The sequence below is a fragment of the Homoserinimonas sp. A447 genome, assembly GCF_054489325.1.
Genome location: NZ_JBTMWW010000001.1, coordinates 762,018 through 783,216, shown reverse-complemented (window position 1 = coordinate 783,216; position 21,199 = coordinate 762,018). Strand labels below are relative to the sequence as shown.

Sequence of the window (21,199 nt, the reverse complement as noted above, 5' to 3'; positions counted from 1 at the left end):
ATTGTGGGACACGAACAAGGCTCCGCCGAATTCTTGGTCGCACCTGCACAGCCCAAACACTCGATCGATTGGGAGACTAGATAAGTGATCGTCGTCGTCTGCCCAGGCCAGGGCTCCCAAACTCCCGGTTTCCTCGACCCCTGGGTTGCCGAACCGCGCTTCCGCGAGCATCTGGATGCGCTCTCCGACGCCGCATCGATGGACTTGCTCGCGCACGGGACCGTTTCGGATGCCGACACCATCCGAGACACTGCCGTGGCACAGCCGTTGATCGTCGCCGCAGGCCTGCTCACCCTTCGCGCGTTACTCGATGGCCGCCGGGACAAGGTCGCCGGCGTTGCTGGCCACTCGGTGGGCGAGTTGACGGCCGCAGCTGCCGCCGGCATCCTCTCCGAGCATGACGCCATGACGGTGGTGCGCGAACGTGGAGCAGCCATGGCGGATGCTGCCGGCCAGGCGAAGACCGGAATGAGCGCGGTCATCGGCTCCTCCGAGGAGGAACTGCTGTCCACATTGGAATCGCTCGGCCTCGAACCGGCGAACTTCAATGGTGGCGGGCAGATCGTCGTCGCCGGCGACCTTGGCGCCCTCGACCGGCTCAAGCAGGACCCGCCTGCCGGAGCTCGCGTGATTCCGCTGCAGGTCGCTGGTGCATTCCACACCCGGTATATGGCTTCCGCGGTCGAGCGCCTTCGTGCCGTGACTGCAACGGTGGACAGTCACGACCCCTCGCTGACCATCTGGACGAACCACGATGGCACCGCGGTGGATAGCGGTGCGCGGTTCGTCGAGCTGCTGGTCGGCCAGGTCTCCTCCCCGGTACGGTGGGACAGGACCATGGAGTCTCTCGCAGCTGCCGGAGTCTCCGGAATTATCGAGGTCGCGCCAGCGGGCGCCCTCGTCGGCCTTGCAAAACGCGCACTCAAGGGCGTGCCGACCGTCGCAGTGAAGACGCCGGACGACCTGGATGCCGCATACGCCTTAATCGATGGGAACTCATGAGCACTCCAATTCTGAAGCAATCACGCGGGGTCGAGTTCACTCGCATCTACAGTTACGGTGCCGCTCGAGGCGACCTCGTGGTCCCCAACAGTGAGCTGATCGGACCGATCGACTCCAGCGACGAGTGGATCCAGCAGCGCACTGGCATCATCACTCGGACACGGGCATCCGTCGGCGTGCTCGCCGTCGACCTGGCAACGGATGCTGCCAAGGAAGCGATTGAGAAGTCGGGTATCGCACCCGACAAGATCGACCTGGTCGTCATAGCGACCATCAGCAACGTGATCCAGACGCCATCGATGGCCGCCGTCGTAGCAGACCGCGTCGGAGCCAACCCAGCTGCGGCCTATGACACCAACGCAGCCTGTGCCGGGTTCAGCTACGCCGTAACCCAGGCGGATGCGCTCATCCGTTCGGGTGCAGCACATTACGCACTGGTGATCGGCGCCGAGAAGCTGTCTGACGTGGTCGATCCCACCGACCGTTCCATCTCGTTCCTGCTCGGCGATGGCGCCGGCGCCGTCGTGATCGGGCCGAGCGACACGCCCGGCATCGCGGCACCGGTCTGGGGTTCCGACGGGTCGAAGGCGCACGCCGTGAGCATGAATGCGACGCTGATCGATTTTCGTGAGGGCGATGCCAACTGGCCGACGCTCCGCCAGGAAGGCCAGACGGTTTTCCGCTGGGCCGTCTGGGATATGGCGAAAGTGGCCAAGCAGGCGTTGGAGGAGGCCGGGATCACCTCAGCCGACCTCGCCGCGTTCATTCCGCACCAGGCCAACATGCGCATCATCGACGAGTTCGCCAAGCAGCTGAAACTGCCTGAGACCGTGGTGATCGCACGCGACATCGCCACCACAGGCAACACCTCGGCCGCATCGATTCCGCTCGCCACTCATCGGTTGCTTGAGGAGCATCCGGAACTCAGCGGCGGCCTCGCCCTGCAGATCGGATTCGGTGCCGGGCTCGTATTCGGCGCCCAGGTTATCCGGTTGCCCTAAACTTGACCACGGTCATAACGACACCCCCAAGGAGAAAACAACAATGGCATTGTCAACCGAAGAAGTTCTGGCCGGCCTCGCCGAGCTGATCAATGACGAGACTGGTATCGCAACCGACACGGTTGAGCTGGACAAGTCGTTCACTGACGACCTGGACATCGACTCCATCTCGATGATGACGATCGTCGTCAACGCTGAAGAGAAGTTCGATGTGAAGATTCCGGACGACGAGGTGAAGAACCTCAAGACTGTCGGCGACGCCGTCAGTTTCATCGTCAACGCGCAGGCGTAGTACCACCACAACGCGGGCGGCCAGCCAGCACTGCCCCATCTGGGACCGTGTCTCGGCTGGTCCGGCCCGCGTTTGTCACCGTGTGACCCACTGGAGATGTCATGACCAAAAAGATCGTTGTCACCGGGCTGGGAACCAGCTCACCGCTAGGCGGAAACGTCGCCGACTCGTGGAAAGCGCTACTCGCCGGAGAATCGGGCGTCAGCACCCTCGAGCAGGACTGGGTCGCCGAGTACGAGCTTCCCGTCACTTTCGCCGCCCAGGCCAAGGTTCCGTCGTCCGAGCTCCTGGAGCGCGTGGAGACCAAGCGTCTCGACCCCAGCAGCCAGTTCGCCCTGATCGCAGCCAGGGAAGCCTGGGCAGATGCCGGCTCCCCCGACATTGATCCCCTGAGGATCTCCGTTGACTTCGCCACCGGTATTGGTGGCATCTGGACCCTCGTCGACGCATGGGAAGCCCTCCGCACCCGCGGCCCTCGCCGCGTGCTGCCCATGACCGTTCCCATGCTGATGCCGAACGGCCCTGCCGCGGCCGTGAGCATGGCGCTCTCCGCGCGCGGAGGTGCGCGCACCACGGTGTCTGCCTGCGCATCCGGAACCGAGTCCATCGTCAACGCCTACGCGCACCTGCAGGCCGGGCTGACGGATGTTGTCATCGCCGGTGGAAGCGAAGCGGCCATCCACCCGCTGCCGATCGCCGCGTTCGCCGCCATGCAGGCGCTGTCGAAGCGCAACGACTCTCCCGCAACAGCCTCGCGCCCGTACGACGTCTCTCGGGACGGTTTCGTGCTCGGTGAGGGTGGTGGCGCCATCGTCCTGGAGACGGAGGAACACGCCCTTGCCCGCGGTGCCCGCATCTACGCCGAGCTGACCGGCGGGTCGGTCACCAGTGACGCGCACCACATCACCGCGCCAGACCCCGAAGGATCGGCCGCGGCTCGGGCAATGAAGATGGCCATCGACCAGGCAGGCGCTTCCATCGATCAGGTGTCGCACATCAACGCCCACGCCACCAGCACCCCGGTCGGCGATATCGCCGAGTACAACGCCCTGTTGCGCATCTTCGGTGATCGCCTGCCCGAGATCCCGGTGTCGGCGACCAAGGCAGCGACCGGCCACCTGCTCGGCGGAACCGGCGCGCTGGAAGCCATCTTCACGATCCTGGCCCTCCACGAGCGCACCGCGCCGCCGACCATCAACCTGAACGAGCAGGATCCGGCGATTCCCCTGGACGTGGTCACTTCACCGCGTCCGCTCGGTGGCGGGCCGCTGTTCGCGCTCAGCAACTCCTTCGGCTTCGGCGGCCACAACGCCGTCGTCGCGTTCCGCAGCGTCTGATCGGGGCCTCCGACCGTATGCGCATCGCCATCGTCAGCGACTACTTCCTGGATTATGTCGGCGGGGCGCAGACCTCCATGCTGCAGCAGCGGCTGGCACTGTTGCAGGCCGGCCACGAGGTGGTCTTGGTGTCTGCGACCCGGGAACGCGGGCGCCGCTTCCAGGTCGGGGCCGAGGGCTTGCGCATCCGCCCGCTGTTCACCCTGCCCGGGGTCGAGCTGCCCGTCATCCCGAACAACACGACGACGACGGATGCCCTGGAAACCTATTTTCGGGAGCTCGGCGTCGAGGTCGTCCACGTTCAGACGGAGTTCGGGCTGGCGCATGCGGCGGCTCACGTCGCGCGCCGGATGGGAATCCGGGTCATCCACACGGTTCACACGTTCTACTGGGCGAGCGACGGCGGCTGGCACGCCCCATTGGCGCCGGTGCTGCGGAGCGCACTCACCCGGTTCACCCGTTCGACCATCCCCCGGCTGGAATTCACTCCCCGGCCGGTGGACAACTTGTTGCGCAATGTCACGCTCGGCATGGCGTTGGCGGCTGACGCCGTCGTCTCGCCGTCCGCGCATCAGGCTGCGGACCTCCAGAAGGCCGGGGTCGTGGGGCCGATCGCTGTCGTTCCCAACCCGATCGCCGATTCGCCGCGGCCGCCGGTGCCGCTCTCAGCCGAGTTGGCCGCCGAGCCGCGTTTCCTCTGGGTGGCGAGATGCGAGGCGGTGAAACGGCCGCTGGTCTTCGCTGAGGCGGCGATCAAGGCACTGGAGCGAACCGGCAACGGCTTCAGCGTGGACTTCGTCGGCGACGGTTCTGAACTGCCGGCCTTGCGGCGCCTTGCGGAAGGCCACCCGAACATCCGCGTGCACGGTTCCCTGCCGCACGAGAGGGTCCTCGATCTCATGGACGGTTCGGCCGCAGTCGTGCTCACTTCCCTCGGGTTCGACAACCAGCCGATGACCATCGCCGAGGCCGTCAGCCGGGAACGCGGGGTGCTCTACTGCGACCCGAAACTGATCGAGGGGCTCGGTCAGGCGGGTTTCCTGTCGACGACTCCGGATGCCGACGGGCTGGCGGATGCACTTGTCGCCCTCGCCAATGAGCCGTCACGGCTGGTTGAGCTGTCGCAGGGCGCCGCCCGTGACCACGCGCTGTTCAGCGCTGCCGCCTATGTGACCAGCATCCTCAGGGCGTACGTGGGCTGAGTCACTCGCTGACCGAGGGTATCGAAATCCCTGGACCCAGGTTTCGATACGCTCGCTGCGCGAGCTACTCAACCCGCAGAAAAGGCGTCAGCCGACCTTGTGCAGCCACACCACCTGATTGTTGTCGCTCGCGTGACGGAACGCCTCGAGTTCGTCATCCCAGGCCTGGCCGAGGGCGAGGCGAAGTTCACGGTGCAGTTCGAAGGCGTCGGACCCGGCGATCTCCATCGCGTAGCGAATCCGGTCTTCCGGGATGACGACGTTGCCGGCGGTGTCGGTCTGGGCGAAGAAGATGCCGAGGTCCGGGGTGTGAAGCCACCGTCCGCCGTCACTGCCCGGGGTGGGATCTTCGGTGACTTCGAAGCGCAGGTGTTCCCAGCCGCGCAACCCGGAGGCGATGGCGGCGCCGGTCCCCTGGTCGCCTTCCCAGTAGAACTCCGTGCGCATCGAACCCTTGAGCACGGGTTGTTCGGCCCAATCGAAGTTCACGGCGCGGTCGAGCGCGCGCCCGGCAGCCCACTCGACATGCGGGCAGAGAGCACGAGGAGCGGAGTGAACATAGATCACTCCGCGTGCGGTTGCTGCAGCCACAATTTCTCCATTCCGTTTGGTTCGACTTCCCCATCGACCACCGGAATGTGCATTGTGTTCACAGCGTGGTTGTTCAGTTAGCTGAAGTTGCCTTCTCCTGCATTATGCCTGATCGCGGGGGCGAATCACAACAGTGTCATTAGTGTTTCCCGCGATTCTCCCTATACTCGGTATGGCATTCCTGTCCCGAGAAAGGATGTCCCATGTCTGTGCGTGACGGAATTCTGGGCATCCTGACCCTTGGTCCGGCGTACGGCCTGCAACTGCACGCCGAGTTCATGGCGAGGGCACCACACCGGAAACCGGTGAATGTCGGGCAGATTTACGGCACCCTGGAGCGCCTGGCCGGGCAGGGGCTCGTCGAGAGCGCCGGCGCAACGGATGATGGACTCCCCCTCTACGCGCTGACCGTGCCCGGGCGAGAGGCTGCGGCGAGCTGGCTGTCGAGTCCGGTCACCGCGTCGTTGCCGGAATGGACCGAGATGCTCGACCAGGTGCTGGTGGCGAGCTCGGTGGACCCGGCCGGGGCTTTGGCGCTGAGCAAGGGCTTCCGCCGCTGGTGGGAACAGGACCTTCGCGAGTTGCGAGCCACGAGCACCGATGAATTGGCGCACGATGAGCGACTCGCAGTGCTCGCCCGGGATGCGCAGGGTGTTGCCGCGTTGGCATGGCTGAGCGCGGCCATCTCCGACCTGGCGGAGCTGGATACGGCCCGCGGGTTGTCGCCGCACCGGCCCAAGCGAGGACGTCGGCCCCTACGCTGATCGAGTCTGCCCTCGCTGATTGAGCTTGTCGAAATCCCGGCACAGGTTACTTGATGCGGGAGACCGGCTACTTGGCCTGGCCGTAGTCGTCGACAATGGCGACGGTGAGGGGAAACTCCACCGGGAGGCTGCCGAACAGCAACCTGCCCGCCTCGGCAGCCGCCGCGCGCACCGCCTCGGCTACGGCATCCGCCTGATCGGCCGGGCAATGGATGACCACCTCGTCGTGCATGAAGAACACCAGGTGGGCGGACTTCGTCAGCCACGAGCCTCCCGCGAGCTCGTGCAGGCTCCGACGCAGGGACGCCATCCAGCACATCGCCCACTCGGCCGCGGTGCCCTGCACCACGAAGTTTCGGGTGAACCTCCCCCACGACCGCGCTTCGGTCCGCGCGCGCGATTGCGCGGCATCCGTCGCCCCCTCCGCCGATGCGCGGGACTGAATGTCGTGCCACTCCTCACCCGGAACCGGTGAACTGCGGCCCAGGCGGGTCGTCACCTTCTCGCCGCGCTCCCCCGCATCGGCCGCCCGCTCGACCAGGCCGATCGCCTGCGGGAACGCGCGGGTCAGCGCCGGCATCAGCCGACCGCTCTCCCCCGTCGTCGCACCGTACATGGCGCCGAGCATCGCCACCTTCGCCTCGTCACGCGTCTTCACGGCGCCCCTGGCGACTATCCCGGCGTAGAGGTCGCCCGCACTGCCCGCCTCCACCATCCCACGATCGGCAGCCATACCGGCCAGGATGCGCGGCTCCAGTTGCGAGGCATCCGCCACCACCAGCTTCCAGCCGGTGTCCGCCACCACAGCCCCGCGAATCTGCTTGGGCAGCTGCAGGGCGCCGCCACCTCCCTTGCTCGCCCAGCGACCGGTGACGACCCCTCCGACCACATACTCGGGCCGAAAGCGACCGTCGCGCACATTCGTCTCGAGCCAGTGCCAGCCGTTCGCACTGAGCAGTCGGGCAAGCTTCTTGTATTCGAGCAACGGGCGAATGGCCGGATGCTTCACCTTCTCGAGTTCCCATTTGCTGGTCGACGAAACCTGCATCCCGGCACGCCCCAGCGCCTTGAGCAGCTCGACAGGCGAATCCGGGTTCAGTTCGGGTGCGGCCAGGTGGAGCCGCACCTCATCGAGTACGCGCTCCATCACGGCGGGCCGAACGCCAGGCAACGGTCGGACGCCCAGCGTGCGCGTCAACAGCTCGTCGTGGAGGTCCGCACGCCACGGCAACCCGGCGTAGTGCATCTCTGCCGCGATCAACGAGCCGGCCGACTCGGCAGCGAGCAGGAGCCCGATCGCTGGAACAGCGGCATCCTGTTGCCGGGCGAACTCCGCGACCGGGTCGAGCCTCGGCTTCTCGTCCAGGTCGAACAGGCCGTCGGGCGGCCTATCGGCAGCGGCCGGGTCGTCCCACCCGTCTGGTGCGGCCGTGGCAAGCACCGACGCTGCCGTGAGCTCCGAATTCCGCAGGATCGCCCGGCACAATCGCAAGTCGACGCAACGCTCGACCCGTACCCCGGCGGCAAGCAACGGTGGATACCAGCGCGAAGTGTCATCCCACACCCAGCGCGGATGCTGAGCCTCCAGCAGGGCGACCGCCGCGGGCAGGGCGGCCCGGGTCACCGATCGTTGCACGCCCGGCCCGTCGATCGGAGTGATCGTCACCCGATCGTCGCGGTCGGAGGACAGGGCGATGTACACGAGACCAGTCTTCCGTGTACGGGCGACATCGGTGGTCATTAAGGCCTCGGCAAGCTCGGCTGGTCTCGACGAGCTCGACCCGCTTGCCGGGGGCCGCTCTAGTGGAGGAGGGCGCCGTCCTTGGCCAGCACGTTCTTCTCGCCGGCCTCGATCGGTACGGCGAACCGGTTCTGCCTGGGCGGCATCGGGCAATTGAATGCGTACGAGAAACCGCAGGGCGGGAGCACCGCCTGGTTGAAGTCCAGCGTGACGTTGCCCTCGGCATCCGGTGCCACAAACAGGAAGCGCCCAACGCTGTAGGTGGTGTCGCCACTGGTCGCATCGGAGAAGACGATTTGCAGGGCGCGGCCCGACTTGATCGCCGCCAGCCGGTAGTCGATGCCGTCCTTGCTGAACGTGATCTCTCCCGGAACCTCAAGCTCGCGGGTCTCGCCCTCGTCCTTGCTGTGCTCGAACGGGATGGTCGTACCGGGCAGCTCGGCGAACTTCGCAACTACCACCCAGTCCGGGTTGTACGCGAACGCGTCGATACCGCCGAAGTTCTGGATCGACTCGGAGTTGGCGTCCCACACCCGGAGCGCATACTGGCCGTCCTGCCCCGCGATAACGAATCCGCTCACGGTGTCGCTGAAGACCACGTCGCCCGGAGCATCCGAATCCTTGCCACGCACCGTGACGGTTCCGTCAACCAACTGCCCATCGACCACGATGTTGTCGGAGGCGGTCGCGGTGAGGCTGAGGCCTGAGTCGCCGGCCGGCAACGGGGCCCAGGTTCCCGGAACACCCCAGATGGTCTGCTCGGAGTCCACCCACTGCGTGGTCACCAGCGCCAGGCTGCCCTTCGGCTGCACGACGGCCAGGTCACGCCGCTGGCGGAAGGTCGCGAGTCGTTCTTCGGGGGTCGTGGTGGTTGTCGTCGTGGTGTCGGTCATTCGTCCATCCTTGTCGAGGTCACTGACAGTAACCTTCGGCGACACGGCGATTGTTCCCGTTCCGGAGAATAGTGCCCGGCGGAATGGGCACTTTTCTCCGGAACGGGCACTTCGGGAGGCGCTGCACAAAAAAGCCGACCCCCACCGAAGTGGGGGTCGACCGAAGTTTTACGAGACGCCCCGGAGGGTGTCAGGTCTAACTAGAGGGGACGGATGTTCTCCGCCTGGGGACCCTTGGGGCCCTGTGCCAGGTCGAATTCGACCTTCTGGTTCTCGTCAAGCGACTTGTAGCCGCTGGTCGAGATTGCCGAGTAGTGTGCGAACACATCCGGGCTGCCGTCTTCGGGGGCAATGAAGCCAAATCCCTTTTCAGCGTTAAACCATTTCACGGTTCCTGTTGCCATTTTGCTTTTCTCCTTCAGGAGTTTCGTTCGTGTAACCCCGACTGCCGGGGCTACTCGTCGCGGTCATCGTCCGCTCCCGAAAGTTCCAAGCGACCAAACGGCGCTCAGCATTCAAGATCTGCGAGGTACTGCAACTGCAATACACGACAGTAGTGCACGATGCTGACTAAATACAGCCTTTCCTGTGGATGTAATCAATCGTTACCCGTTTCATTGGACAGTTTCACCGTCGTGCGTAGGCTCTGGGCAGAGGCGGTCGAAGCAATTCTCACAAGGAGGTAACGATGTCCACCCGCGATACTGCTCCCCTCGGAGCACCGTGCTGGATCGATTTACCGTCATCAGACACTGAGCAGGCACGCACCTTTTACGGTGGCCTGTTCGGCTGGACTTTCGAGGTCAGCGACGGAGGTGACGGCGACTACATCAATTGCCTGCGGGGCGGCTCCCGTGTTGCGGGAATCATGCAGAAGGGCCCGGAATCGGAGACGGCGGAGAGCTGGATCACGTATTTCGCCTCGGCGGATGCCCAGGTAACGGCCGACCTCGCCGACGACTCGGGCGGCCAGTCCACAGTCGCGCCGATGGAAGTGGGGTCAATGGGGACCGTTGCGATGCTCGAGGACCCGGGCGGTGCGGCAGTGGGAGTATGGCAGCCGGGGCAGCACACCGGATTCACGCGGCTCGACGAACCGGGCACACCGGTGTGGCACGAGCTGATCACCCCCAACTACCGCGCCTCGGTGCTCTTCTACGAGACGGTTTTCGGCTGGATGACCAAAGTCGAAAGTGACACGGACGATTTCCAGTACACGACCGCCGATTTCGACGGCACCTCGCTCGCCGGGATCATGGACGGCACCGTCGACCTGGCGGAGGACGCCCCTGCGCGGTGGGATGTCTACTTCGGCACGGAGAACGTCGACAGCACGGTTGCGCTGGCCGAGTCGCTGGGCGCTCGGGTGGTCGATGCTGCTGAGGACTCGCCTTACGGTCGCTTCGCGACGCTTGCCGACCCGTCCGGGGCGGAGTTCAAAGTGATGACCCCGTCGGAGTGGCAGAGCCCCTCGCCGGGGGCATCCTGAGCGCGTAGGCGGATGCGATCAGCATCAGCACGACAGCTGTGCCGAAGGCAGCCGGGAATGAGACGGCGTCGACCAGTGCGCCGGCAACCAGCGGTCCGATGATCGCGCCAACATCGGAGAACGCGGAGAAGACGGCAACCGGCTGACCGCCGCGCGAGCCTGCGGCGTCGCCGACCGCGGCAGCCGGGGCTGTCCCCATGAACGCGGCTGCGACCCCGTAGAGGCAGAGCATGGCCATGAGCATCCAGATGTCCGCTGCGAACGGGATGACCAGCATTGCCAGCGCCCCGACGGCGTAGGCGCCCACGATCGCAGGGCGCCGCCCCACCGTGTCGACGAACTTGCCTGCCGGTCCGAGCGCGATCGTCTGCGCGACAGCGGCAACCGCGAAGGCGATGCCGGTCCAGACCGGCGGCCGGTTCAGGATCTCAACGACCAGAACCGGCACCAGGGCACTGCGCACGCCGAAGGATGACCAGCCTTGCGCCAGGTTTGCGAGGCAGGCGGCAATGAACCGCGGATCCCGCGCAACCAGCCGGAACGGGACCGGCTCGGTGGTCGGGCCACCGGCAACCTCGAGCGTCTTCGGCTGAAGCAGGAACAGGCCGACGAGTCCAGCGACGGCAAGGGTTCCCGCGTAGAAGAAGAATGGCGCCTGGAGTGAGATGACGGCGAGAAGTCCGCCGATCGCCGGCCCCGCCATGCCACCGATGAGGAAGCCGCCCTGATAGAAGCCCATGGCGCGGCCACGCAGTGTCGCGGGGGTGGACCCGAGCAGGAGGGTCATGGCGGAGATGGTGAACATGGCTGACCCGACACCGCCGACACCACGAAGAATCAGCACCTGGGGGTACGTCTCTGCGATCCCGACCAGGCCACTCGATACCGCGACGATTCCGATGCCGATGGCCAGGATGGTGCGCTCACCCCCGCGGTTGATCAGCCAACCGCAGAACGGGCTGGCAACGAGCCGCACCAGCGCGAAGGCGGAGACCACGGCGCCCACCTCGACGTAGCCGACCCCGAAACTGCGGACGTACACCGGAAGCACGGGGATGACGACGCCGAACCCGACCATGACGAAGAAGGCGATCACCCCGAGGACGAGGACGTCCCGTGGAAGCCGCTGCGAAGCATCCGGTGTCAGCTTGCTGACAAGACGACGGATGAGGCGCACCCGTCTAGGCTATGGCCTCCACAGCAGGCACCAGCCCAGTCTGACTAGCCCAGCGCGACGATGAGGGTGAGCACAGCGAGGACGACCGTCACCGGAACCATGGTGTTGCGTTCGAGCTTGCTGCGGGAGATGCCGTTCATCAGGATGCCCAGCGTGAAGTACCCGAACAGCACCCAGGATGCAACCTGGACGAACGGGTCGCTGCCGAACACTGTCATCAGGCCGGCCCTCTCCAACAGGATGAGCGCAAAGAGCACATAGAGGATGATCGACACCGCACTACCGACGCGAAGCTTGGTGGGCAGCACTCGGTGCTGACCGCCCCAGGCGAAATGCCCGATCGGCGCGCCGAGGATCAACCCAAGCTGGAACACGGCGAGTGCCGCGAGAATCACGCAGGCGGCGATAGCAGCGAAAGTGGACATTCGCTCAATCTAGCGGATGCGAGTGTCCACTCTGTCGTCGGCCTCGGGGTGACCCTCATCCGGGGGTAATTCACCCGCCGTATCACCCTGGTATCACCCTTGGGTCGCCCTGCCATGCCTCGTCCAGCACGTTAGCGTGAGGCACCGCACCTGAGTCGGCTGAACCCGAAGCCAGCCGACTGACCCGACAGAGTGCCTCAAGAAGGTGATCCCCCACACCGAATTCTCCGGCCGACCCTACGGCCGCATCACCGAGCCGAACGTTCAGGATCCCGCCCTGGCATGCAGACGCCACCTCAGCCGTCGCGCCGTGCGTGGACGGGCTCCCATGACGATGCATCCCACCCCCAGCTCTACAGCTCGCTATCAAGGAGATGACCATGCAACCCAAGAGGCAACCACTCTCGGTGGCACCCCGCACACCAGACGGACACAACAAACGCCCTTTAGTGAAATTTCTCGCAATGATCGGCAGTGTTGCCGTAGTGGCGGTAAGCCTGCTTGCCGTCAACCCGGCAATGGCGAACACGGACAACTCGAATCATGAGTCTTTCTGGGAGACAGCCGCCGGCGAGAGTTGTTACAAGATCGACAACGGTGTTCCCGTCCCGTATGTGTTGCCAGCCGCCCCCGAAGGCAAGACCTATTCGAAGGTCGTGATCAAGGCGGGAAGCGGTATCGATGAGAACAAGGTCTACACCACCGGGCTCACGGCCGGAACACCGTTCATGCATGCGACGAAGGACAGTATCAGCCACGTCATCGTCTGTACGATCCCGACCCCATCAATCGTGGTAGCGGACGTCCCTGTACCGAGCTTCGCGGATCTGTGTGGCACCGACAATGACGGCTACGGGCTGCCCACATCGACCCAGGTCTCCTACGCAGTCGACGACCAGCGCGTCAACGGCGTCGGCACCGTCACGGTGACCGCCACGGCGAATCCCGGGTTCACCATCGAGGCCGGCGTGACAGCATCCTGGACCTTCACCTTCACGGATGAGCCCTGCGACGACGAGAGTGTCTCGTTCGTTCCTGCCGCAACCGCCTCTGATGTGTGCGGCACCGACGATGACGGCTACACCCTCCCCACATCGACCCAGGTCTCCTACGCAGTCGACGACCAGCGCGTCAACGGCGTCGGCACCGTCACGGTGACCGCCACGGCGAATCCCGGGTTCACCATCGAGGCCGGCGTGACAGCATCCTGGATCTTCACCTTCACGGATGAGCCCTGTGTGGTGGTCCTGGAGGTGCTTGCCGATCCGACGATGACCGACGACTGCGGCATCGCGAACGACAAGCTCACCGTACCTTCGGACTCGAATGAGGTCAGCTACGACGTGGACGACCAGCGCGCCGACGGCGTCGGAACAGTCACGGTGACCGCATCAGCGAATGCCGGGTTCCAGTTCGCCGACAACATGCAGACTGTGTGGACAATTGAATTCACCGATGTGGATTGCCCCAGCACCGTGGTGCCCGTGACACCGGGAGTGAACGGACAGTTGTGTTTCCTCGGTAACTTCATCGCCGGATCGATCAACGTCGAACTGAATGATGCTGTCGCATACCGCATCACGGGCAACGGAATCGACATGGTGGCCACCAAGGCGATCACGAACGTTGCCCCGGGGAACTACACGGTGACGGCGGAGGCGAAGCCCGGCCATGTCCTGGACGGCAAGTCCAGCTGGCAAGTGACGGTCGCCGCCGCGCAGGCGTGTGGCGAGCTGGAAACGCATCCGTTGGTAACACCATTGGCGTCCATGACGAATATGGGCTGTGCCACCGATGGTTCGTACACGCTGAACGCGATCGAGGGTGTTCTCTGGCTCGTCGATGGCGAGCCGACAGCGGCCGGAACGTATCCGGTGAGGACTCCGGGCGCCGTGAACGTGACGGCGCAGGCGGATGGACCCGAGTTCGGTCTCGAGTTCGAGGCACAGACGGAGTGGACGTTCACGTTCACCGCGGCGGAGGCGTGTGGCGACCTGCAAACGCTGGCCATGACCGGTGGCGGGCAGTCGATGAACGGATTGCTGATGTCCAGCGGTCTGCTGCTGCTGTTCGGCGGCGTCCTTCTGGTGATGTCGCGTCTGAAAGCATCTCGCGTCGAATAGGTTTCGGCGCGGACAGAGTTCGGGTGTCCGGTCCTCCCCGTTCGGGCGGGGAGACCGGATGTCCGAACACCAAATGTCCAGAATCACCCGAAGCAATACAGGAAACCTGTAGGGCGGACGGGACTTGAACCCGTGACCGACGGATTATGAGTCCGCTGCTCTAACCAGCTGAGCTACCGCCCCGGATCGCCGGCGGGACCGCTACGCGGACTCGTCCAGCGAAACCTCGGTGACCGGATCGGTGACCGCCTCACCACGATACAGGCTCTCAAACGTGTTCAGCGTGCGCTCGATGTCGTGCGCCTCGATGAATTTGAGGCTCGTCTCCTTGAACCGTTTCAGGTCCGAATCCGACGCCTTGAGCACGTCGGTCAGCTTCTCTGCGAGGTCGGCAACATTGCCCGGCTCGAACAGGTAGCCGTTGACGCGGTGGTGCACCAGGTGCGGCAGCGCCATCGCGTTCGCCGCCACGATCGGCAGCGCGGATGCCATCGCCTCCATCGTCGCGATGCTCTGAAGCTCGGCGATCGACGGCATGGCGAAGACGGTCGCGCGCGTGAGAATCGCGCGGAGCTCCTCGTCGGAGACGTACCCGGTGAAGTTCACCCGATCGCGGATGCCCAGCTCGACGGCGAGCTGTTGCAACTCCCTGAGCTGGTCACCACCCCCGACGATGTCGAGCTGGACGTCCAGCCCGCTATCGAGCCTGGCGACCGCCTTCAGGAGCACGTCGATGTGCTTCTCCCCGGTGACCCTTCCGACGAAAACGACTCGGTTGCCCTGACGCGGTGCGAACGACGGCGTGTAGAGACTGGCGTTGATGCCGCAGGAAATCGCGTGGACTCCCGTGACCGAGGTTTCCGCTTCGAGGAACGCTGCCGCCTTGCGGGTCGGCGTCGTCACCGCCGAGCAAAGCCGGAACGTCCTTGCGGCATCCTGCCAGGCCAGGCTGATCGCCGGGCGGCGCAGGAATTTCGGCAGCAGCGTGTGCTCGATCATGTTCTCGGGCATGAAGTGGTTGGTGCCGATGACCCGGATGCCACGCTTCGTCGCCTGCCGGGCCAGACCGCGACCAACGACGATGTGCGACTGGATGTGGACGACATCCGGCTTCACCTCATCGAGGATGCGCGCGGCGTGCGCCTGACTGCGCCACGGCAACACGAAACGCAGCCAGTCGTGCGGGAACCAGCGCCATGAGTACACGCGGTGGACGGTGAACGCAGCGCCATCGTGCTCTTCGGTGAACTTGCCGTGCTTGCTGCTGAACGCCGGCGCCTCAACGTGCACCTCATGCCCGCGCTGCGTCAGTCCGGCAGCGAGGCGGGACGCGAAATTCGCTGCACCATTCACATCCGGTGGGAAGGTGTCGCAGCCGATTAGCACCCGAAGTGGTGCGGAATTCGGGGACCCTTGCGGGTCAGCCTGCTGGCTTCGATCGGGGGTGTCGGGCACGACGTGTAGCTGTCCCTTACGGTTCATTCCCGCGCGGCGTTCACGAGGGTCTTGCTCAAAACTTGGATCAATCTAGCTTAGTGCTGGCTCTGCGGGTGGTGTTTCGCCAGCTCGAAGACGCCATACATGGCGACGATTCCGGCGAGCACGAACCCGATCACCGCGAACAGCGGGGCGCCGGCCGCCTCGTTCAGCACCACAATTCCGATGGAAACGGCGATCAGCGGATCGATGACCGTGAGCCCGGCGATCACCAGGTCGGGAGGGCCGGATGCGTACGCGTTCTGAACGAAGTATCCGCCGAGCACCGTCGCCAGCAGGAGCGCGCCCAGGCACACCAGCGTGAACACTTCGAAGAAGTCACCGGTCTTCGTGCGATCGATGATCACCTTCGCCAGGGTTGCGACGAAGCCGTAGAGCACCCCGGCACCGATGATGTACATGATCGCCTTGAACCGCTTGCGGTAGAGGGCGAACAGCACGGCGAATGCGACGGTGACGCCGCTCAGGATGCTCAGGATGATGATCAGCTGGGCATCCGAAACCGGGCGCGACGTGGTGGTGAATGCGGCCAGGGTGACGAAAACGGCTACACCGAGGACGCAGAATCCGATTGCCCTGATCGACAATCGGTCGATCCGCACCCCGGTGATACGAGCGTTCATGATCGCCGTGATCACCAGCGCCACAGCGCCCAGCGGCTGCACCAGCGTGATGGGCGACAGCCCCAGGCTGGTCAGCTGCGCGACGATCGCCAGGCCGAGCATGAGCGTGCCGAACAGCCACGACGGTCTCCGCGCAAGCGCGACCAGTTGGCTCATGCTGAGGCCGGCCGTGCTCAGCACCGGAGGGGTCAGCCCCTCGATGTCCTGCAGGGCACGGGCGTGAGCATCCACTTTGCCAACGCCGCGGTGTTGCAGTTGCGCGCCGACCGCAAGGAAAACCGCCCCGATCAACGCAATCGGAATGCCGAGAAGGGCGAGCGGGGTCAGGGACTCCGTCAAGTCAGTCAGATCCGCCAGCACGCAACGACACTACCGGCTGACGCCCGATATTCTTGGCGAATGGCCGTACTTCCCATCCAAATCACCGGTGAGCCGGTACTCCACACCCCAGCCAGCCCGGTGACGGACTTCTCCGACGAACTCGCCACCCTGGTCTCCGACATGTTCGAGACCATGGAGGCCGCGCCGGGGGTCGGCCTGGCGGCCCCGCAGGTGGGAGTCGGGCTGCGACTTTTCGTCTATGACTGGACCGACGACTCGGACAGGCACTTCAGGGGCGCTGCCATCAACCCACAACTGTGGATCAGCCCGACACCCACCGGGGAAGCGGATGAAGAGGACGAGTCCGAAGGCTGCCTCTCGGTGCCCGGGGAAAGGTTCGCCCTGCGACGCTCCGAGCTGGCCATCCTGAGGGCGGTCGGTCTGGACCAGAAACCATTCGAGGTTCGCGCGGAAGGCTGGTTGGCCCGCATCTTCCAGCACGAGTATGACCACCTCGACGGGGTGCTCTACGTCGACCGCCTCGACCCGGCGCAGGCGAAGGCCTCAGCCAAGGCCGTGAAGCGCAACGGCTGGGGATCGCCGGGGAGCAGTTGGTTGCCCGGGGTTGACCACCTGGATGACTGAGGTGGTTCAGTAGAGCAGGCGCAGGATGGCGGCCGTTGCGGCAGCCGCAATGATGACGAGGACGAACGGCACGCGCAGGGCGAACAGGCCGGCAGCAACCAGCAGCGCAGGCACCCGAGCGTCGAGCACGACCTGACTGCCGGAAGCGAAAGTCTGGGTCGCCACCAGCGCCGCCAGGAGCGCCACAGTCAACAGGTTCGCGACCCTCGATGGGCGCGGTTTCTCCATGAAGGAGGGCGGCACCAGGTATCCGGACAGCTTGAGGGCCAAGCATCCGACCGACGCAATGATGATGATCGTCCACAGGGTCATGGGTGCTCATCCCCCGTCACGATGGTGTCTGCGCTGACCTCTTCCTCCAGGGTGTGTCGCTGCTTCACGCCCAGCCAGTTGGTAAGCCCGACAACCACAGCAACCACGGCGGCTGCGAGTACCGGAAGTCCGGCAGGCAGCGTGGGGGTGAGGACGGCCGCGACGACAGCCGCCGCCACAGCGACGACCACCGGTTGCAGTTCCTTCAGCCGTGGCCAGAGAAGTCCGAGGAATGCGGCCGCGGCTGCAGCATCCAGCCCGTACGCGCTGACATCGCCGAGCGCATCCCCGACGAACGCACCGATGAGCGTGCTGAGGTTCCACCCGATGAAGATCAGGATTCCCGTCCACCAGAAGCCGACGCGCTGCGCACGCAAGCTGCGCTGTGCGGTCGAGACGGCGGTGCTCTCGTCGATCGTCAGGTGTCCCGCGGCGGCCCGCCTGAAGAAGCCGTCGCCGATGATCGGGCCCATCCGCATCGCATAGATGGCGTTGCGGCTTCCGAGCAGCACCGCGCTGGCAATCGCAGCGGGCCCGGCAGCCACTCCGCCGGACGCGAGGACACCGATCAGGGCGAACTGGGAACCGCCGGAGAACATGAGCAGGCTGAGCACGCAGGTCTGCCAAATGTCAAGGCCGGCGGTCACCCCGAGCGCGCCGAACGACACGCCGTACGCAGACACCGCCAACCCGACGCTGACCGCCTGACGGATGGCGACCGCATCTTCGGCACTCCGAGCCATCAGGCCGGGAACCGTCCAGCCATGGCTACGACATCCGTTCGCGGTCGGCGAGCGGCCCGGTTCGAAGCGCAGGGAAGGTGACGGCAACCGAGAAACCTACGCCGGGAACCGTCTCAGCGTGGAACACTCCCCCGAACAACTCTGCACGCTCCCGCATCTCAGTGATGCCGGGGCCACTCGGTGTGGAGGTCAGGGCAGCTGCGTCCTCATCAACGGTGTAACCGCCGGCCTTGGCGACGCTGTTCGGGTCGTCGCCCTCGCGGCGGGTCGCAGCACCGATGCCGTCGTCGTCAATCAGGACACGGATGCCTTGGTCACTCCAGCGGAAGGCCACGGTGACCGAGGTACCTTCCCCGCCGTACTTCAACGCGTTCGACAGCGACTCCTGCAGGATGCGGTAGATCGCAAGCTCCGCACCGGACTTCAGCTCGAAGCGTTCGCCCGTCTCCTCGAACCGGATCTCAAGCCCCGCCTCGCGCATGACGCGAAACAGCTCCCTGGCCGTTTTGATGCCAGGCTGCGCACCGGCATCCGCCTCGCCGTGCTTCACGATGTCGGTGACGCGGCGCAGGTCATCGAGCGTGGCCCGGGCGGCGTCCGCGATGGACGCGACCGAACGCACCGCTGCACCCGGGTCGCTCTCGGCTGCATACCGCGCGCCATCCGCCTGCCTGACGATGGCCGTGATGGAGCTGACGGCGACACCACCCAGTTCACCGACCATGCGCAACCGGGCAGTCTGCTCTGCCAGCAAGGAGTCCAGGTCGAGGAGTGATCGTTCACTCTCGGCACGAACGGCCGACTCGCGCCGTCGACGGCGCGAAGCCCGCACCCACAACAGCAGGAACACCAGCGCAAGAAGCAGGAGCGCGGCGGATGCCACCGCGAGGATGACTGTCGTCTGGGACGCATCCTCACCGAGCAACGCGTCCATCTACGACTCCTGAACTATGGCTCATCGGCTGACGGCCCGGCCTCCGAAGAGACCGGGCCGCACGCTGTGCTCCCCGAGATGGACTCGAACCATCAACCTGCCGGTTAACAGCCGGCTGCTCTGCCAATTGAGCTATCGAGGATTGCTGAAACAGCTTGGCTACTTTACCAAGGATTCGGGTACGACCAAATCGGCACCCGCGTTTCGTGCTCAGTAACCCGCTTTCGGGTCGACAACGCCCACGAATCTGCCGTGGTCGAGGAAAGCTTCCACGTTCAGCCGCAGGCGTTCGGCGAGCAGCGGACCGGTCATATCGGGAGTATCCGCACTGTGTGGCGTGATGATCACGCGAGGCTCGTCCCAGAGCGGATGTCCGTCCGGGAGTGGCTCCGGATTGGTGACATCGAGCCCGGCCCCGTGGATGGATCCGTCAGCGAGGCCTGCGGTGAGGGCATCCGTGTCGATCAGGCCGCCGCGCGCAACGTTGACGAGTACGGCGGAAGTCTTCATGAGCTGGAGCTCTTCGGCCCCGATGAGGTTCGCCGTTCCCGTCGTCATGGCTGCCGCCACAAAGACCACGTCAGCCGTTGGCAGTACCTCGTGGAGCCGGTCCGCGGTCACGGTCCGGTCGGCGCCGGGGAACGGGTCAGCGCTGCGGCGAACCACGGTCAACCGCACGCCGAACGGTTGCAGCAGGCGCGTCAGTTCGACCGCGATACCGCCCGCTCCGATGAGCACGACGTTCAGTCCGTAGAGCGAACGCCCTTCTGGCAGTGTCGACCAGCTGCGGGCACGAATCCGGGTGGGGATCACCCGCAGAAGGGACAGTGCGAGCATCAGCGCGTGCTCGGCAACCGGTTGGGCGTATGCACCTTTCGCGCTCGTCCAGAGAGGTAACGCGGAATCTGTGTGCTGGGCGAGAACGTCGGCAAACGCGTCCACCCCAGCCCAGGGCAGCTGCACCCACTCGATCTGCGGGTTGGCGTCCAATACCTTTGCCAGCTCGGCTGCACCCTTCGATGCCAGCCAGACCAGGCCGCGGGTCTGGGGACCCAGTTCGGCCAGCGCTCCCCCGGCATCGCGTACCGCGTTCTCGAACAGAGGCTTCGACTCGGGCAGGAGCGCGATGGGCCCCGGGTTCGGGCGCCGGTCGCCGGCAACCTGTTCGACCAGCTCGGACCCCATGACTGCCCGATGTTGCGGCGGAACGTGACCTTCGAATGATTCAGGCATGGTGAACCTCCGGATGAGCTGGTGAACGTCGGGCCGCAGCCAGCCCCTTCAGGTACGGATGCGTTGGGGCGGCCAGCACTTCGTCCAGAGTTCCGAGCCCGATCATGATTCCATGCTGCAGCACGGCGACCCGATCCGCGACCCTGTCGACAACCCCGATATCGCTGCTCACGATCAACGCGGAGAACCTGCGCTCAGCCTGCAACTCGCGGATCACGTCGAGCACTCCCTCCCGCACCGTCGCGTCGACACCCCTGGTCGGCTCGTCGGCGACCAGCAGTGTCGGCTCGAGGATCAGCGCACGGGCGAGCGCGACCCGCTGGCGTTGCCCGCTGCTCAACTCGTGCGGCATCCGGTTCATCATGCCGAGGGACAACCGCACGGAGTCGATGAGGGCAGCGACAGCATCCGCTGCCTCGTACTGGTCGAATCGGCGATCGCGCTGGTAGATCGGCTCTGCCACATTCTCGGCGACCGTTAGCCGCGGGTCGAGGCGCACGGCCCCATCCTGAGGCAGGTAGCCGACACGCAGGGTCAGCCGGTTGCGTTGCCTGGCGGTCACGCCGCGCACCTCGGTTCCGTAGACGCTGAGGGTGCCGCCGCAGATCTCCGCGATGCCGTCATCGATGAGGCCGCGTCCCGCCCTCGCCGCCACGGTGAAGGCCAGGGACGACTTCCCTGACCCGGATTCCCCGACGACGCCGAGCACCTCGCCCTCCGCGAGGTCGAAGCTGACCCCGGAGACAGCAAGCGAGTATGAGGCGGAATTGCGAGTGCGATAGTGCACCGAAAGGTCCCGCGCTGAGACCACCACTTCCGGCACGTCGCCGGCCGAGTCGAGATCGACCATGCGG

At 65.3% G+C, this 21,199-nt stretch carries 22 protein-coding genes and 2 tRNA genes; 9 read left to right on the top strand and 15 right to left on the bottom strand.

Annotation, left to right across the window (positions count from 1 at the left end; all coding sequences use genetic code 11):
• Window positions 1–84: 84 nt before the first annotated feature.
• From ACX3O0_RS03825 to ACX3O0_RS03805, 5 genes are all read left to right on the top strand, one after another.
• Window positions 85–1,002, top strand: a complete 918-nt coding sequence (locus ACX3O0_RS03825) for an ACP S-malonyltransferase (protein WP_459106853.1) — start codon at window positions 85–87, stop codon at window positions 1,000–1,002.
• Entirely contained in the window at window positions 999–2,003 is a 1,005-nt protein-coding gene (locus ACX3O0_RS03820; protein ID WP_459091148.1) for a beta-ketoacyl-ACP synthase III, read from the top strand. The genes ACX3O0_RS03825 and ACX3O0_RS03820 overlap by 4 nt, the downstream gene beginning before the upstream one ends.
• A 43-nt stretch (window positions 2,004–2,046) precedes the next feature.
• Window positions 2,047–2,295 (top strand): acyl carrier protein, encoded by a 249-nt coding sequence (locus tag ACX3O0_RS03815; protein ID WP_459091146.1) that lies wholly within the window; start codon window positions 2,047–2,049, stop codon window positions 2,293–2,295.
• A 101-nt stretch (window positions 2,296–2,396) separates the two neighbouring features.
• Window positions 2,397–3,632 carry a beta-ketoacyl-[acyl-carrier-protein] synthase family protein gene (locus ACX3O0_RS03810; protein WP_459091144.1) on the top strand — a complete coding sequence of 412 codons (1,236 nt, stop codon included), beginning with the start codon at window positions 2,397–2,399 and terminating at the stop codon, window positions 3,630–3,632.
• A gap of 17 nt (window positions 3,633–3,649) precedes the next feature.
• Entirely contained in the window at window positions 3,650–4,834 is a 1,185-nt protein-coding gene (locus ACX3O0_RS03805) for a glycosyltransferase family 4 protein (RefSeq protein ID WP_459106852.1), read from the top strand.
• A gap of 87 nt (window positions 4,835–4,921) precedes the next feature.
• Here ACX3O0_RS03805 and ACX3O0_RS03800 read toward each other — a convergent pair whose 3' ends face one another.
• Entirely contained in the window at window positions 4,922–5,425 is a 504-nt protein-coding gene (locus ACX3O0_RS03800) for a DUF3145 domain-containing protein (protein ID WP_459091140.1), read from the bottom strand.
• A 203-nt stretch (window positions 5,426–5,628) separates the two neighbouring features.
• Between ACX3O0_RS03800 and ACX3O0_RS03795 the strand changes: the two genes are divergently transcribed.
• Window positions 5,629–6,189, top strand: a complete 561-nt coding sequence (locus ACX3O0_RS03795; RefSeq protein ID WP_459106851.1) for a PadR family transcriptional regulator — start codon at window positions 5,629–5,631, stop codon at window positions 6,187–6,189.
• A gap of 67 nt (window positions 6,190–6,256) precedes the next feature.
• Here ACX3O0_RS03795 and ACX3O0_RS03790 read toward each other — a convergent pair whose 3' ends face one another.
• From ACX3O0_RS03790 to ACX3O0_RS03780, 3 genes are all read right to left on the bottom strand, one after another.
• Window positions 6,257–7,891 carry a bifunctional 3'-5' exonuclease/DNA polymerase gene (locus ACX3O0_RS03790; protein ID WP_459106850.1) on the bottom strand — a complete coding sequence of 545 codons (1,635 nt, stop codon included), beginning with the start codon at window positions 7,889–7,891 and terminating at the stop codon, window positions 6,257–6,259.
• Window positions 7,892–7,989: 98 nt separating this feature from the next.
• A complete protein-coding gene (locus tag ACX3O0_RS03785; RefSeq protein ID WP_459106849.1) occupies window positions 7,990–8,823 on the bottom strand; it encodes a DUF1684 domain-containing protein in 834 nt (277 codons plus the stop codon).
• Window positions 8,824–9,023: 200 nt separating this feature from the next.
• On the bottom strand, window positions 9,024–9,227 hold the full coding sequence (locus ACX3O0_RS03780; RefSeq protein WP_459091132.1) for a cold-shock protein: 204 nt from the start codon (window positions 9,225–9,227) through the stop codon (window positions 9,024–9,026).
• 284 nt (window positions 9,228–9,511) lie between these two features.
• Between ACX3O0_RS03780 and ACX3O0_RS03775 the strand changes: the two genes are divergently transcribed.
• On the top strand, window positions 9,512–10,312 hold the full coding sequence (locus ACX3O0_RS03775; RefSeq protein ID WP_459091130.1) for a VOC family protein: 801 nt from the start codon (window positions 9,512–9,514) through the stop codon (window positions 10,310–10,312).
• On the opposite strand, the gene ACX3O0_RS03770 is transcribed toward ACX3O0_RS03775, so the two are convergent.
• Together ACX3O0_RS03770 and ACX3O0_RS03765 are read right to left on the bottom strand one after the other, a co-directional pair.
• On the bottom strand, window positions 10,260–11,489 hold the full coding sequence (locus ACX3O0_RS03770; protein ID WP_459091128.1) for an MFS transporter: 1,230 nt from the start codon (window positions 11,487–11,489) through the stop codon (window positions 10,260–10,262). The two genes, ACX3O0_RS03775 and ACX3O0_RS03770, sit on opposite strands and share 53 nt — an antisense overlap.
• Window positions 11,490–11,533: 44 nt before the next feature.
• Window positions 11,534–11,914 carry a hypothetical protein gene (locus tag ACX3O0_RS03765; protein WP_459091126.1) on the bottom strand — a complete coding sequence of 127 codons (381 nt, stop codon included), beginning with the start codon at window positions 11,912–11,914 and terminating at the stop codon, window positions 11,534–11,536.
• A 449-nt stretch (window positions 11,915–12,363) separates the two neighbouring features.
• Between ACX3O0_RS03765 and ACX3O0_RS03760 the strand changes: the two genes are divergently transcribed.
• Window positions 12,364–14,037, top strand: a complete 1,674-nt coding sequence (locus tag ACX3O0_RS03760; RefSeq protein WP_459106848.1) for a hypothetical protein — start codon at window positions 12,364–12,366, stop codon at window positions 14,035–14,037.
• A 109-nt stretch (window positions 14,038–14,146) separates the two neighbouring features.
• On the opposite strand, the gene ACX3O0_RS03755 is transcribed toward ACX3O0_RS03760, so the two are convergent.
• The 3 genes from ACX3O0_RS03755 to ACX3O0_RS03745 all read right to left on the bottom strand — a co-directional run bounded on the left by ACX3O0_RS03755 (window position 14,147) and on the right by ACX3O0_RS03745 (window position 16,517).
• Window positions 14,147–14,220, bottom strand: a tRNA-Ile gene (locus ACX3O0_RS03755).
• Window positions 14,221–14,238: 18 nt separating this feature from the next.
• The gene (locus ACX3O0_RS03750) at window positions 14,239–15,492 is read right to left on the bottom strand and encodes a glycosyltransferase (RefSeq protein WP_459106847.1); all 1,254 of its coding nucleotides are present in this window, start codon (window positions 15,490–15,492) and stop codon (window positions 14,239–14,241) included.
• Between the two features lie 77 nt (window positions 15,493–15,569).
• The gene (locus ACX3O0_RS03745; protein WP_459091120.1) at window positions 15,570–16,517 is read right to left on the bottom strand and encodes a DMT family transporter; all 948 of its coding nucleotides are present in this window, start codon (window positions 16,515–16,517) and stop codon (window positions 15,570–15,572) included.
• Between the two features lie 39 nt (window positions 16,518–16,556).
• Between ACX3O0_RS03745 and def the strand changes: the two genes are divergently transcribed.
• Window positions 16,557–17,123 carry a peptide deformylase gene (gene def, locus ACX3O0_RS03740; protein WP_459106846.1) on the top strand — a complete coding sequence of 189 codons (567 nt, stop codon included), beginning with the start codon at window positions 16,557–16,559 and terminating at the stop codon, window positions 17,121–17,123.
• 6 nt (window positions 17,124–17,129) lie between these two features.
• Here the strand turns inward: def and ACX3O0_RS03735 are convergent, their stop codons facing one another.
• From ACX3O0_RS03735 to ACX3O0_RS03710, 6 genes are all read right to left on the bottom strand, one after another.
• Window positions 17,130–17,435, bottom strand: a complete 306-nt coding sequence (locus ACX3O0_RS03735) for an AzlD domain-containing protein (protein WP_459106845.1) — start codon at window positions 17,433–17,435, stop codon at window positions 17,130–17,132.
• Entirely contained in the window at window positions 17,432–18,178 is a 747-nt protein-coding gene (locus ACX3O0_RS03730) for an AzlC family ABC transporter permease (protein WP_459106844.1), read from the bottom strand. The genes ACX3O0_RS03735 and ACX3O0_RS03730 overlap by 4 nt, the downstream gene beginning before the upstream one ends.
• 25 nt (window positions 18,179–18,203) lie before the next feature.
• The gene (locus tag ACX3O0_RS03725) at window positions 18,204–19,112 is read right to left on the bottom strand and encodes a sensor histidine kinase (RefSeq protein WP_459106843.1); all 909 of its coding nucleotides are present in this window, start codon (window positions 19,110–19,112) and stop codon (window positions 18,204–18,206) included.
• A gap of 69 nt (window positions 19,113–19,181) precedes the next feature.
• Window positions 19,182–19,254, bottom strand: a tRNA-Asn gene (locus tag ACX3O0_RS03720).
• 68 nt (window positions 19,255–19,322) lie between these two features.
• Window positions 19,323–20,345 (bottom strand): D-isomer specific 2-hydroxyacid dehydrogenase family protein, encoded by a 1,023-nt coding sequence (locus ACX3O0_RS03715; protein ID WP_459106842.1) that lies wholly within the window; start codon window positions 20,343–20,345, stop codon window positions 19,323–19,325.
• A complete protein-coding gene (locus ACX3O0_RS03710; RefSeq protein ID WP_459091108.1) occupies window positions 20,338–21,195 on the bottom strand; it encodes an ATP-binding cassette domain-containing protein in 858 nt (285 codons plus the stop codon). Before ACX3O0_RS03710 ends, ACX3O0_RS03715 begins: the two co-directional genes overlap by 8 nt.
• Between the last annotated feature and the right edge of the window lie 4 nt (window positions 21,196–21,199).